The sequence below is a fragment of the Rhodococcus sp. DMU1 genome, from assembly GCF_012272955.1.
In the GTDB taxonomy this organism is placed as follows: domain Bacteria; phylum Actinomycetota; class Actinomycetes; order Mycobacteriales; family Mycobacteriaceae; genus Rhodococcus; species Rhodococcus aetherivorans.
On the sequence record NZ_CP050952.1, the window covers coordinates 5,005,807 to 5,018,444 of the forward strand.

The 12,638-nt window shown below is 69.8% G+C and carries 12 protein-coding genes; 1 reads left to right on the forward strand and 11 read right to left on the reverse strand.

Translation table 11 applies throughout. The features are described 5' to 3' along the window. Positions 1-2: 2 nt before the first annotated feature. From HFP48_RS22760 to HFP48_RS22810, 11 genes are all read right to left on the reverse strand, one after another. Positions 3-1,442 carry an ATP-binding cassette domain-containing protein gene (locus HFP48_RS22760; protein ID WP_168580094.1) on the reverse strand — a complete coding sequence of 480 codons (1,440 nt, stop codon included), beginning with the start codon at positions 1,440-1,442 and terminating at the stop codon, positions 3-5. Then, the gene (locus HFP48_RS22765; RefSeq protein ID WP_006944265.1) at positions 1,439-2,275 is read right to left on the reverse strand and encodes an ABC transporter permease subunit; all 837 of its coding nucleotides are present in this window, start codon (positions 2,273-2,275) and stop codon (positions 1,439-1,441) included. Before HFP48_RS22765 ends, HFP48_RS22760 begins: the two co-directional genes overlap by 4 nt. Next, positions 2,272-3,219, reverse strand: a complete 948-nt coding sequence (locus tag HFP48_RS22770) for an ABC transporter permease (protein ID WP_168580095.1) — start codon at positions 3,217-3,219, stop codon at positions 2,272-2,274. Before HFP48_RS22770 ends, HFP48_RS22765 begins: the two co-directional genes overlap by 4 nt. Further along, positions 3,219-4,787: an ABC transporter substrate-binding protein gene (locus tag HFP48_RS22775; RefSeq protein ID WP_168580096.1), complete on the reverse strand. Its 1,569-nt coding sequence runs from the start codon at positions 4,785-4,787 to the stop codon at positions 3,219-3,221. The genes HFP48_RS22770 and HFP48_RS22775 overlap by 1 nt, the downstream gene beginning before the upstream one ends. A 56-nt stretch (positions 4,788-4,843) precedes the next feature. Beyond that, positions 4,844-5,668 carry a class I SAM-dependent methyltransferase gene (locus HFP48_RS22780; protein WP_006944257.1) on the reverse strand — a complete coding sequence of 275 codons (825 nt, stop codon included), beginning with the start codon at positions 5,666-5,668 and terminating at the stop codon, positions 4,844-4,846. Continuing rightward, positions 5,665-6,921: an MFS transporter gene (locus tag HFP48_RS22785; RefSeq protein ID WP_102799503.1), complete on the reverse strand. Its 1,257-nt coding sequence runs from the start codon at positions 6,919-6,921 to the stop codon at positions 5,665-5,667. Before HFP48_RS22785 ends, HFP48_RS22780 begins: the two co-directional genes overlap by 4 nt. Next, complete coding sequence (locus tag HFP48_RS22790; protein WP_065923388.1) at positions 6,918-7,946, reverse strand: enolase C-terminal domain-like protein; 1,029 nt, start codon at positions 7,944-7,946, stop codon at positions 6,918-6,920. The genes HFP48_RS22785 and HFP48_RS22790 overlap by 4 nt, the downstream gene beginning before the upstream one ends. Beyond that, positions 7,943-9,016, reverse strand: coding sequence for a pyridoxal-phosphate dependent enzyme (locus HFP48_RS22795; RefSeq protein WP_029545965.1), 1,074 nt, complete (start codon positions 9,014-9,016; stop codon positions 7,943-7,945). Before HFP48_RS22795 ends, HFP48_RS22790 begins: the two co-directional genes overlap by 4 nt. Next, complete coding sequence (locus HFP48_RS22800; protein ID WP_006944243.1) at positions 9,013-9,861, reverse strand: hypothetical protein; 849 nt, start codon at positions 9,859-9,861, stop codon at positions 9,013-9,015. The genes HFP48_RS22795 and HFP48_RS22800 overlap by 4 nt, the downstream gene beginning before the upstream one ends. Further along, complete coding sequence (locus HFP48_RS22805; RefSeq protein ID WP_006944236.1) at positions 9,858-11,147, reverse strand: ATP-grasp domain-containing protein; 1,290 nt, start codon at positions 11,145-11,147, stop codon at positions 9,858-9,860. The genes HFP48_RS22800 and HFP48_RS22805 overlap by 4 nt, the downstream gene beginning before the upstream one ends. A 254-nt stretch (positions 11,148-11,401) precedes the next feature. Then, complete coding sequence (locus HFP48_RS22810) at positions 11,402-12,103, reverse strand: TetR/AcrR family transcriptional regulator (RefSeq protein WP_232334153.1); 702 nt, start codon at positions 12,101-12,103, stop codon at positions 11,402-11,404. 27 nt (positions 12,104-12,130) lie between these two features. Here HFP48_RS22810 and HFP48_RS22815 point away from each other — a divergent pair, with 27 nt between their 5' ends. Next, the gene (locus HFP48_RS22815) at positions 12,131-12,634 is read left to right on the forward strand and encodes an FBP domain-containing protein (RefSeq protein ID WP_029545972.1); all 504 of its coding nucleotides are present in this window, start codon (positions 12,131-12,133) and stop codon (positions 12,632-12,634) included. The last annotated feature ends 4 nt before the right edge of the window (positions 12,635-12,638 follow it).

The following is a 12,638-nucleotide window of genomic DNA, read 5'->3' on the forward strand; positions in this document are numbered from 1 at the left end:
GCTCACGGCGGTTCCCCGTTCGTGGCCGGGAGCGTCATGTCGACGATCCGGTCGGCGACCGCGTCCACCACGGCGCCGTCGTGGCTGATCATCAGCAGGGATATGCGTTGTGTTCGTACGAGATCGGACAAGATGTCGAGCACCCGCTGTCGGGATGCGGGGTCGAGTCCCGTGGTGACTTCGTCGCAGATGAGCAGCGACGGCTCGACCGCCAGGACACGGGCGAGGGCGGCGCGCTGGGCCTCGCCGCCGGAAAGGGCGGAGGGATGCTGTCGGGTGATCCGTTCGGCCAGACCCATTTGGTCGAGCGCGCGGCGGGCCGCCGCGGCCGCTTCCGGGCCGGTGGCACCGCGCAGGCGTGTCGGACCGCGCAGGATCTGATCCCACACGCTGCGGTACGGGTCGAAGGCCGCCTTGGCGTCCTGGAAGACGTACCCGATCGCCGCCGCTTGGTGCCGGGTCCGTCGCCGTACCGATGCGGCCAACGGGTGGCCGTCGAGAAGAACCCGCCCGGCCGTGGGTGGGTGCAAGCCCGCGACGACCCGAGCCGCGGTGGTCTTACCGCAACCCGAGGGGCCGTGAAGTGCCAGACATTCGCCCGGCTGCAACGAGAGCGAGTAACGCTGCAGAACTTCGGTGTTGCGGTACCCCGCCGAGACGGCGTCCAGGATCAACCGGGCGTCGGCCCGGGTCGGGCGGCAATCAGCGCTGTCGGCGCGTGTCTGCGGGATCCGCGGGGCGGCGACCGGCAGGATCGCGGCGTCACCGGTCTCGAGCACCCGGCCGCCGCCCATGACGATCACACGCTGGGCGACCGCGCGGACCGCGTCCAGGTCGTGGGTGACGAGCACGATCGTCAGGCCCTGCCGGGCAAGTCGGGTGATCTCGTCGAGGACCGCCGTGCGACGAGCCGGGTCCTGCCCGGTAGTGGGTTCGTCGAGGATCAGGCATGTCGGGTCGGTCAGCAGAGCCTGGGCGATGACCAGTCGTTGTTGCTGTCCGCCCGACAGTTGATGCGGGTAACGGCGCAGCATGCCCGGATCATCGGCGAATCCTGCACGTTCGAGTGCGTCGGCCACGGTCACCGGATGCCCGTGCCGTCGGCCGGCACGAGCGATGTCGTCGAGCACGGTACCGATCCGCAGGGCCGGGTTCAGCGCCGAGGAGGGGTGCTGGGGCACATACCCGAACCGTGCCCCGCCCGTGTCCAGGGCGGTCGTGGTCACTTCGACCCCAGGGCGGCGCTCGCCCATCAAGGCCAGCGCGGTAGTGGTCTTGCCGCTCCCGGAGGCCCCTACGAGCGCGGTGACCACCCCGGCGGGAATGTCCAGGTCGACGCCTTCGACCAGGAGCCGATCCCGTGTCCGTGCGGTCAGACCGCGCACTCGGATGGTGCCGCTGGGCACAGCGGCGGCCGGGGCCGCCGGGATTACCTCGGTCATCGCCACTTCCTCGTCGACACCTCGCGTGTTACCGCGCGAGCGCCGGAGTCGAACAGCAGATTCACACCCATCGCCAAGGCGATGATCAGGGCCGCGGGCAGGACGACACCCCACGGGACCAGGGCGAGGCCCGCGCGGTTGCGGTCGATCATCACGGCCCAGTCGGTGCCGGCGGAGTCCGCGCTCACCCCCAGGAAGCTGGCCGAGGCAACCAGGTAGATCGCCCCGACGAACCGCAGTCCTGCGTCTGCCGCGAGGACCGGGAGCAGCGATCGTCCCAGATAGCCGAGGTGCCGGCGCCACCAGGTTTCGTGTTGCAGCAGCAGCGCCTCCATGGCCGGGGTGTGCGCGGCGTGCAGCGCCGATGCCCGCACCAGACGCGCCGCATCCGGGAACAGCAGCACCGCCACGGTGACTGTCAGAACGACCAGGTCGGCGTCGGTGAGCGCAACGGCCAGCAGCAGCACCATGATCGACGGCAGCGACAGCAGCAGGTCCAGGGGGCGCATCAGCATCTCGTCGACGATCCGTACCCGAGCGGTCGCGGCAGCTGCCCCCCACGGCACGGCGAGCAGGTAGGTCAGGGCCACGGATGCCGCGGCCACCAGCACCAGCGAGCGCCCCCCGAGCAGGACCTGCGTGAGCAGGTCGCGCCCCTCGGAGTCGGTTCCCACGAGCCACTGGTCCCCGTAGGTGAACGCCGGGCCACGGGCACCGGGTTCGGTGAACAGGGGCCCCAGCAGCGCGACCGCGAGCGGGACCGCGGTCAGGGCAGCCCCGATGCGCACCCGGGACCGCCCACCCGCACGCTCGAGAAGCGTGGAGCCGGTCACGATGCCAGTCCGGCCGTGGGGTTGAGCTGGAACGCCGCGATGTCCGCGACCGTGTTCACCGCCACCGTGATCACCGCGAACACCGTCACCAATCCCATCAACAGCGGAATGTCGCGGCTGCTGACCGCGCTGACCAGCAACTGCCCGAGACCGCCGAGCGCGAACACCGCCTCGACGACCACGACCCCGCCGAGCAGCCAATCGGCGACCCGCGCGAGATGCTGTGCCGCCGGGGTGAGCGAGCCCGGCAGGGCATGCCGCCAGATCACCCGGCGCACGGGCACACCGAGGCGACGGGTGTGCCGGATGTATTCGGTGTCGAGGGTGGTAATCAGCGACGAGCGCACCAACCGCGACAGCGAGCACACCGGGCGGATCACCAGCACCAGTACGGGCAGCACCCACAGCTCCGGTTGCATCAGCAACGGACCGCCGGCGCCGACCGCGGTGGGCGCGAACCATCCCAGCCCGACCGCGAACACTGCCACCAGCACGATCGCCAACGCGAATTCCGGTGCCGCGTAGAACGCTACGGTCAGGGCGGTGACGGCCCGGTCGATCCGGTGGCCGCGGCGCACCGCGGCGACCACTCCGAGGAGCAGTGCCAGCGGGACGAGCACCACGAACGCCAGAGCGGCGAGGGTCAGCGTCGGCGCCAGCGCCGAGCCCAGCATCGCGGTGACCGGGCGACCGGATACCACGGAGGTGCCCAGGTCGCCGCCGAGCAGACCGGTCAGCCAGTCCCCGAAGTGCACGGACAGCGGCCGGTCCAGCCCGAGGAGCTCGCGTAGCTGCGCAATCCGCCTCGGATCTGCGTCATCGCCCGCGATCACCACCGCAGCGTCCCCCGGCAGCGCGGAGGCGATCGAGAAGACGACGACGAGTACGCCCAGCACCTGGGCCAGTCCCACCGTGAGGCGGGTACCGGCGTAGCGGGCGAGCATCACGAAAGCCAGGCCCTGTCGAAGCGGGCGTACCCGAGGGTGTTGCTGGGCGCGTTCTCGGCCATCCCCGCCAGGTGCGGCGCCATCCCGTGCAGGCCGTCGGAGAAGCCCCACACCAGCAGACCTCCCTCGCTGTGGAGCAGCGACTGCATCTGCTGATATGCGCGGGCCCGGATGTTCTCGTCGGTGGTTTCGCTGGCGGTGGCGAACAATGCGTCGAACTCGGGGCGGCGCCACTGGGTGTAGTTCTTCGCCGAGGTCGACAGCATCCGCTGCGCGAAGTGGGTTTCGATGGGCATGGCCCCGGAACGGAAACTCGACAACACACCCTCGTCGAGGGTGTGTGTCCAATAGGTCGATCCCTCCGTCACCTTGACGTCGATGCGCAGTCCGGCGCGACCGGCCTGTTCGGCGAGGATGTTCGCGGCCTCGACGAATCCATTGGTGGCGCCGGTGGTCTGCAGTTCGATGGTGGTGTTCCGGGCGCCGGCCTTGCGGATCAGGGCCTCGGCCTCGTCCAGGTCCATGGTGCGCTGCGGCAGGTCGGCGGCGTAGTACTTGAAGTCCTTGCCGAACAGGTCGTTGCCGACCACACCGGTGCTCCCCAGCACGGTGGTGACCAGCTCGTCGCGATCGACGAGGGCGAACATCGCCCGCCGCAGATCCACGTTGTCGAAGGGTGGCCGGTCCACCTTCATCGCGAACGCCGACATCGCGCTGCGCGGGGACCGCAGGATCTGCATCCGGGCATCGGTTTCGTAGGTGCGCGCCGAGGTGACACCGAGGTCGTCGGCGTAGTCGACCTGCCCCCCGAGCAGGGCGTTGATCCGTGCGGTCTCGTCCGGAGCGGTGAGGATCTCGAGTTCGTCCACGTGAGGGGCGCCGTCCCAGTAGTCGGGGAATCGCGCGGTGACGAGCGAGCGACCCGGTTCGAACGAGACGAACGTGAACGGCCCGGAGCCGATCGGACGGCTGAAGTCGGTGGTGCCCTCCGGGATGATGTAGGCGCCGAACGCGGCCAGCACGTTCGCCAGTTCCCCGCACGGGCGGGCGCAGACGAATTCGATCATGTGGTCGTCGAGAGCTCGGGAGCGCGCGATGTCGATCACCTCGAGAGAGGCCCGCGGGCGCAGTGCGTTCGTCGGGTCCAGGATCCGCTGGTAGGAGTACAGCACGTCGGCGGCGCGCACCGGCCGGCCGTCGTGGAAGACCGCCGGGCGCAGCTCCACCGTCCAGGTGGTCGCGTCGGCGTTCGGATGCCAGGCGGTGGCGAGCCGCGGTACCGGACCGAGGTCGTCGCCGTATTCGACGAGCTTGTCGTAGAGCGCGTTCGCGCGGGCGACGTCGGCGTACAGGTTGGTCTTGTGCGGGTCCAACACCTCCTGTGCGCCGCCGCCGGCGAACACCGCTCGCAGTCGGCCGCCGTCCCGGGGCGCGGCGGTGGCCGCGGGGGCGGTCTCGCCGCTCGTGCTGCATGCGCCGAGCAGTACGGCGCCGGCGGCGGCGCCGAGTCCGAGGAACGAGCGCCGGCTCAGGTGCGGAAGCGGTGGCAGGGGAATCGGATTCATCGGGGTATCTCCTCGGGCAGTGGATCGAGCGGGTCGGGGTGGAGCGTGGGGGTGAATCAGACGGCCTCGGCGATCACGTGCAGCCGGTCGCCGCAGAGAGCAGTGCCGCCGAGATCGGTTCCTCGTCCCGGCCAGCCGGTCTCGGTGCGGGGTCCGGGCGTGTCGAACAGTGCCCGAACCACGAATCCGGCGCGCTGCAGGTGGCCGGTCAGCTCCAGCGGAAACAGCAGCCGCCACGCCGAGGTTTGGACGAGGGGCTCGGTGCACTCGGGGATCTGCCACTGCCGGCGGCGGCGTAGCAGCTGTGCGGCGTGGTCGATCCACAGGGTGGTCTCCGCCCGCCAGGTGTGACCGTGCCAGGAGAAGGCCGAGTGGGTGGGGCCGTCGAGGAGTTCGGGGTTGCCGAGGAAGAAGGCGCCGTTGCGCATTTCGGCGATCAGCAACCCACCGGGACGTAGGTGCCTGCGGCAGCAGCGCAGGCACGATTCCAGCTCGGCGTCGGTGTGGCAGTACAGCAGGGCACTGTCGAGGCAGACGATGGCGTCGACGCTCGCGTCGACCTCGAAGGTGCGCAGGTCGCCGACCGCGGCTCTCACGCCGGGATACTGTTGTTGCGCGTATCGCACCATCGCCGGGGATTGGTCGATGCCCAGGCAACGGTATCCCCGCCGGGCCAGGTATCCCAGGTCGCGGCCGGTGCCGCAGCCCAGGTCCAGCACCGTCGCCGGGTGTGTCCGCGGCGCCGCGTCGTCGGAGGTCAGGTAGGTCGCGAGAATGTCGTCGACGAACCGGGCGGCACTGTGGTCGGGGTCGGGGAATCGTGCCTCGTACAGAGCGGGGTTGTCCGTCAACAGGTTCCGAGCCCCTGCAGCCGTGGTCATGTCCGCGCTCCGGCCTGGTCGGCGAGCAGGCCGCGGCGGTGCAACAGCCAGATCCCGGTGGCCGAACCCCACGCAAGGGCGACGCACACCAGCGCACCGGGCCACCCGTTGCCCAGGTCGAGGCCGTACCCGATCAACGCATTGCCGGCGGCGGCGGCCACCCCGGAGACCAGGTAGAACATCCCGAACAGAGTTCCGGAGATGTTCGACGCCCCGTATGCCGGGATCAGTTCCATCACGAACGGCTGCGCGATCAGGATGCCCGCTTCGAGGATCAGGGCGGAAAGCAACAACGGCGCCAGCGTCAGCCCGATCCGTCCCGCGCCGTGGGAGGGTTCGCCCCACAGGACCGGCAGTGCCACCACGAACGCGGCGCCCATCAACATCAGCCCCGCCGTGATGGCCGTGCCCCGGCTGGTGTGGCGATCGAACCATCGGGTCAGCCGCACCTGGGCGAGCAGACCGAAGACGGTGGTGGACAGGAACAGCACCGCCACTGCCCCACTCCAGTCGGTGATCCGCCCGGCCAGCACCGGATACACCAGGTACATCTGCGTCTGCAGGGCGAACATCCCGAGCATGGTCACGGTGAACAGCACGAACCGGCGGTCGGCCAGCACCGCACCCCAGCCGCGGAGCACCGTCGTCTCGGCGCGGTCCACCGGGTGGGAGGGCAGAAACCGCAACTGCGCCAGGGTGAGGGCGGCGAAGACGGCCGCCGCGGCGACGGCGACGGTACGGAAGTCCACCGTCAGCAGCGCGCTGCCGATCAGCGGTCCGGACAGTGCCCCCGCCTGTGCGAAGACGTTGAAGACCGCGAATGCCTCCGCCCGGCGCCGGGGTTCGGCGACCGCGATGTAGGAGCGCACGGCCGGATTGAACAGAGCCCCAGCCAATCCCGACAGAACTGAGGCGAGAAGCAGCAGCGGCACGCTGGTGCCCACAGCGAACACTGCGAAGCCCACCGACCGCAGGGCACAGCCGGCGATGATGACCCGATGGGGTCCGAGCCGGTCGGCAGCGGTGCCCCCGATCAGGAACAAGCCCTGCTGGCTGAGGGTACGCACCCCGAGGACCAGGCCGGTGATCGTCAGGGACAGACCCAGGTTCCCGGTCAGATGCATGGACAGGTACGGCACCAGCATGTAGAAACCGGTGTTGACGCCGTACTGGTTGAGCACCAGCAGTTGTACCGAGCGGGGGAAGCTGCGCAGCAGAGCGAATGTCCCTGCCGGGGAGTCGTTGGCGGTCATCGCGTTTCCTCGTTGTCGGGTCGGTACACGCCGAGTCCGGGCAGGCCGCTCGGGCGCAGCTTTCCGTCTTCACCCCCGAGGCCGGCCCACGGGTCTCGGGCGAGCAGCAGGTGCCCGTCCAGGTCGCACCATCGGGCCAGGGACGCCAGCTGCGCCGCGGGGGCGATACCCAGCGAGCTGCACACCAGGCAGCCGAGCATCACCTCCATTCCGCGCGCGCCGGCCGCCGCGGCCAGTGCGTGGGCGCGGTAGATGCCGCCGCACTTGGCGAGTTTGATGTTCACCACGTCCGCGAGGCCGGTCAGCTCGTCCAGGTCCGCCAGGCCGTGGACGGCCTCGTCCGCGACGAGCGGAAGATCGGTGCGGCTGCGCAGCTCCCGCATTCCGTCGCGGTCGTGCACCGGCAGCGGTTGTTCGAGCGCGACGATCGGCAGACCACCGCTGTCGGCGAGCACCGACAGGGCGGTGGCCGCGGTCCACGCTTCGTTCGGGTCGACGATCAGATCCACGCCTGGAGCGGCAGCGGCGATGGCAGCCAGCCGCCGTACCGATTCGGTCGGGTCGGCGTCGGTCTTGACCTTCAGCAGAGCGAACCCACGCCCGGACAACTCGGCGGCCTCGGCGGCCATGTCCTGGGGCGCACCGATTCCGAGGGTGCGGGAGATCGGGATCTCGGCGGGCAGCGGCAACCCGAGGTGCGCAGCGACCGTCTGCCTGTTCACACGTGCCCGGTAGTCGGCGACGGCGGACCACACGGCGCCGGCAACCGCCGGGTGCACCTGTGCCGGAATCGTTTCGGGGATCCCTCGGGCACCGCAGTACGCCGCGACTGCCCGCAGCTGGGTCTCGATGTGGTGCACGTCCAGGCCCGCGAACACGGAGGTGACGACCTCGCCGCGGCCGCACGATCCCGTTTCGGGATCGGTCACGGTGACCGTGACCGCCTGGCGGGACGACATCACCGCCCGGCTGATCCGGAACGGCCGGGCCAGGGCGAGGGTGCTCACCGACCAGGTCAGGCTCATCGCGCCGTCTCCATCCGGTCCCTCGCCGACGGGTGCGGGGCCCGCACGGATTCGCACCGCGTCCAGCACTCCGCCGGGTCACCGCACTCGGCGATCTCGTGCGGATGTGTTCGCGGCGGAGCGAGCAGGCCGTGCCGAGCGCACCAGTCGTCGTCGAAGATGGTGCGCAGGTAGCGGTCGGGGCCGTCCGGAAAGACGGTGACCACCGGGCCCGGCCAGCGGGTGGCCGCCCACCCGGCCACCGTGGCCACCGCACCCGTCGACCAGCCGCCGGTGTGGAACCCGTCCCGCGCCAGGCTGCGGCAGGCGTGCACTGCCTCGCGCGGGCCGACCCAGTGCACCTCGTCGAACATCTCGTATCGCACATTGCCCGGATGCACGCTGCTGCCCAGTCCCCGCATGACCCGGCAGGCGGCAGGCTGTCCGAAGATCGTCGACCCCACCGCATCGACCCCGATGATCCGCAGGTCCGGCCACACCTGCCGCAACCGCAGACCCACTCCGCTGCTGTGGCCGCCGGTGCCCACACTGCACACAAGCACCTCGGCCCGCTCGATACCCTGTGCGGCCAGGCCCGCGACGATCTCGTCGGCGAGCCCGTGGTAGCCCACGGCGTTGTCGGGATTGTCGTACTGGTTGGGCCAGTACGCATCCGGGTCGGCGGCAAGAATTTGGTGCAGGACGTCGAGCCTGGCCTGCTGCCACCCGCCCTCCGGGTGCGGACGGCCCACGATCTCCAAGGTGGCACCCAGCGCGCACAGCAGATTGCGCATGGCGGGTTCGAGCTCGCAGTCCACCACCAGGGTGACGGGGTGGCCGAGTGGCTGTGCCACGTATGCCAGCCCGACCCCCAAAGTGCCGCTGGTGGATTCGACGATCCGCGCGCCGTCACGCAGTTCCCCGCGTCGCCGGGCACCGGCCAGCATCGACAGGGCCGACCGCGCCTTGAGCCCACCGAAGCCGAGCGACTCGATCTTCGCGAAGTAGCCCGGATGCGGGTTCGGCACCGGGGTGAGGATGCGCACGAGTGGGCTGTTCCCCACCCGCGCCGGCGAATCGATCACGGTCATCGTGCACGCGACCCGTGGTACAGGTAGATCGGGCCGGCGTCCCCGGTCAGCCAGAAGAACGGGTACGGCTCGGCGGAGAGTGCGTCGATGCCGCGTCCGAGCAACTCCCGGGCGACCGCGGCGCCACTCTGGGCGAACATCGTGACCGGAAGCCGCCGGCCGGACCCTGCCACCCGCGCGAACAAGGTGTCGACGGTGCCGTTGCCCAGCATCATTCCGCTGGCCAGCACCGCATCACACTCGTCGAGATGCTCGGCGAAGTCGGTAACGATCGGCTCACCCCACTCGGTGGTGCCGCCCTTCAGATCACACGGCACGTACCGCAGCCCGCGCTCGCGCAAGCTGACGAGCAGCGAGTTGACCACTCCGATCACCAGCACCCGCCCGTCGGGTGGTGCGTCGACCAGCCCGGTCACGTGATGCGCCCGGGCCAGCGAACGCTGCAGCGAATCCCCGGAATCCAGCTGCACCGTCACTGCGCGGGGCTCACCCGAGTGCGGGCGCTGGTGCGTCAGGTAAGCGTCGAGTGCGGCGATCTGCACGGCGATCTCGGCATGGTGCAGCAGATCGGCCACCGCCACCCCTGCGCACGCGTGCACGATCTCCGGATCCACCGAGCCCGGCTCGACCGCGCACGAGCCCGTCGCAGCCCCCACCCGCAGCGAGATCACCTGGTTGCGGTAGCCGCCACTGCGCCCGCCGTGCCGTACTCCCTGTGACGTGGTGAACGCAACCGACACCACCACGTCGCGCGCGGGACGCCGGGCAGGGTCGGTGCGGTAGCGCTCGAGAAGCGCAGCCAGGCGACCGTTCGTCACGGTACCGATCGCTGAGGCGGCGGTCATGACGCCGGCTCCTCGCCGTATGTGGCGGAGATCGACGACAACAGGCGCTCCGCCAGCGGGCGGGCCCCGGACCGCTCCGGCGAGATGACGACGACGCTGCCCAGGTAGCTGTTGTTGTCCATTCCCGGCGTGGTTCGGTGACCGGGCCCCTTGAACGCCGCCGAGACCACCGACGGATCGGCTGCGACGGTGTCCACTCCCTCGATTCCGGTGACAACACCCGCCCTCGTCGGCACCAGCATGCTCACGGCTGCGCTCGAGGGCCGTCCGCCGTCACGGTCCTCGTCCGGGACCGTCGGGACGATCGGCTCGCGTCCCAGTGCGAGCTCGACCGCCACCCGCGGCAGGTCGACTCCGCTCACATGCCGGATCAGCTCGGTGATCTGATTGCCGGCCGGCCGTGGATTGATCTCGATGATCCGCGGCCCGGCGGCGGTCAGGCGTAGTTCGGTGTGCACCACACCGTGATCGAGACCCACCGCATCGATCGCCTCCTCCGCGGCGGCCACCACTCTCGCGCGGTCCCCCTCAGCCAGGTCGGCCGGGAACATGTGCCCGGTCTCCACGAAACCCGACGCCCCACCCAAGCTCTTGTCGGTCACGCCGACCGTGTGGACCTTGCCGCGCGAAATCCAGCTCTCCACACTGAATTCCGGGCCGGTGAGGAACTCCTCGAGCAACACCGTCGAGTTCCGCCGCTGCCCGCGCGCATTGATCTCGAACCCCCGCAGCGCGTGCACCGCCGACTCGACATCCAGCCAACTGTCCGCGCGTCGCACGAACATTCCCGCACACAGATCGGTGGGTTTGACCACCAAGGGGAATCCCACCGACTCGGCCGCGGTACGGAGCCGGATCGTGTCGTCGACCGACGCGGTGGTGTGCCGCGGCCCCGGGACACCGACGCAATCCAACACCGCCCGGGTGCGCGCCTTGTCGCAGGCGGTCTCGATCGCCTCGGGTGTCGGACCGGGAAGTCCGAGTGCGGAGGCAATTCGCGCGGCGGTCGGCAGGTAGTAGTCGCAGCTGGTGAGGACGCCGTCGATCCTTGCCTCGGCATCGATCCGCCGCGCCGCCTCGAGTGCGGCAGCCGGATCGTTGGTCTCGGCAGTCGCTACCGCGCGACCGAGACGCAGCGGATGCGGGGAACCGTCCGGCAGGGTGTCCGGGTAGTGCTCCGGCCGTCGGGTCAGGAACGTGAACTCGACTCCCAGGTCGGCAATCGCTCTCGGCAGCAACGTTCCCATTGCGCCGACCCAGCTCTCCACCAGCAGTAGGTGTGCCACACGTGGCCTTCCGCTCGCATCTCCCGCAGTACCCAGCGCCACAGAAGCTACTGATAATCGTTATCGTTAGCAAGACCGGTGTGTCGAAGATTGCAAGCCTGGTGAGAACAGTTGCCCAGGAAAGGTCCGGCAGCTCGTGCCGGTCAGCCGATCGAGCCGGGGCTCGATACCAGGCCGGCCGGCGACCCCGGCGACGCCGGGAAAGCCCGGAACAGCGGTGCGAACGAGATCGCGACGAACGACTGGCGGGCTGCTCACTCCGCCGGGTCATGGACCCCTTCCCCGCCCGAGGAAGTCGCACGGGAGATCTCGGTACGGACCGCCAGGACGGCGTCCCGATGCGCGGCATCGGTGGCGACGTTGCAGCCGAGCGCGAGATCCTCGAGGAGAAGACCTCGATGGGCCGCGAGGATGCGCGAGGCGACGGACCGGGCCGCGCCCGGTGACGCGCCCGCGGCCTCGATCGCCGCGGCCATGGGGTCGACCCATTCCGTCACCACCGGGACGAGGAATGTCTGCTGCAGCTCGGGATCCCGCGTCGCCGCGGCATAGATCTCCAAGAACATGGCGGTTCGCCGGCGCCCATCCGGCGTGTGCGCTTCCGCCCACGCCATCTCGAGCCCCTGCGAGATCACGGCGGTCACGTGGGCGGCGGTCGCCGACGGCGACGACTCGTCGGCCGAGAGATCGCGGATCCGCAGGAGCAGATCCCGCGACGCGGTCAGATGGGTCACCAGGGTGCGGTCGACGATCTCGACGATCAGGTTCTCACGACTGCCGAAGTGGTGGAGGAGATTTCGGGTCGACGTTTCGAGCCGATCGGCCAGCGGGCGGAGGGTGAGACCGAACAGCCCCTGCTCCTCGGCGTAGGCGCAGCAGCCCTCGAGGAGCGCGCGCCGACGCTCGACATCCTTGTGGCGACCCATGCCCGCGAGTTTATACTCCACTTGTTTCATGAATCAAACGTGGAAGGAATAGTGGTGATGCAGGCACCGTCCCGCGACGACGTCCTCGGATCGTTCGTCAACAGCTCGCGCAGCAAGATCAGGACGGTGACGTTCCCGCCCGACTTCGACACCGTGCGCTGGGCGGAACTCGACTTCTTCGGCTGGACGGACCCCCGAGCCCCGCTTCGCGCGTATCTGATTGCCCAGCACGCCGGGCAGGTGGTCGGAATCGAGTTGCGACAGGCCGAGACCGACAGCTCCCGGCCGCGCAGCACGATGTGCACCATCTGCCACGCCGTTCACCGCATCGGCGGAACGGCGCTGTTCACGGCACGCAAGGCCGGCGCCGGCGGCAAGGCCGGAAACAGCGTCGGAACCTACATGTGCAGCAACTTCGCGTGCTCACTGTATGTGCGAGAGCTGCTGCCACTGCCTGGCAATCAGCCCGATCGAGCACTGCCCACCGAGACTCGGATCCGCCACCTCGAGACTCGACTCGGTGGCTTCATCGGGCGGGTGCTCGACGAGCAGGACCCATAACCCG

Coding starts and splice junctions, on each gene's coding strand:
- HFP48_RS22780 (WP_006944257.1), bottom strand. CDS start 5,668: ATGACCACGGCTGCAGGGGCTCGGAACCTGTTGACGGACAACCCCGCT.
- HFP48_RS22810 (WP_232334153.1), bottom strand. CDS start 12,103: ATGAAACAAGTGGAGTATAAACTCGCGGGCATGGGTCGCCACAAGGAT.
- HFP48_RS22795 (WP_029545965.1), bottom strand. CDS start 9,016: ATGACCGTGATCGATTCGCCGGCGCGGGTGGGGAACAGCCCACTCGTG.
- HFP48_RS22800 (WP_006944243.1), bottom strand. CDS start 9,861: ATGACCGCCGCCTCAGCGATCGGTACCGTGACGAACGGTCGCCTGGCT.
- HFP48_RS22775 (WP_168580096.1), bottom strand. CDS start 4,787: ATGAATCCGATTCCCCTGCCACCGCTTCCGCACCTGAGCCGGCGCTCG.
- HFP48_RS22790 (WP_065923388.1), bottom strand. CDS start 7,946: ATGAGCCTGACCTGGTCGGTGAGCACCCTCGCCCTGGCCCGGCCGTTC.
- HFP48_RS22815 (WP_029545972.1), top strand. CDS start 12,131: ATGCAGGCACCGTCCCGCGACGACGTCCTCGGATCGTTCGTCAACAGC.
- HFP48_RS22760 (WP_168580094.1), bottom strand. CDS start 1,442: ATGACCGAGGTAATCCCGGCGGCCCCGGCCGCCGCTGTGCCCAGCGGC.
- HFP48_RS22770 (WP_168580095.1), bottom strand. CDS start 3,219: ATGCTCGCCCGCTACGCCGGTACCCGCCTCACGGTGGGACTGGCCCAG.
- HFP48_RS22785 (WP_102799503.1), bottom strand. CDS start 6,921: ATGACCGCCAACGACTCCCCGGCAGGGACATTCGCTCTGCTGCGCAGC.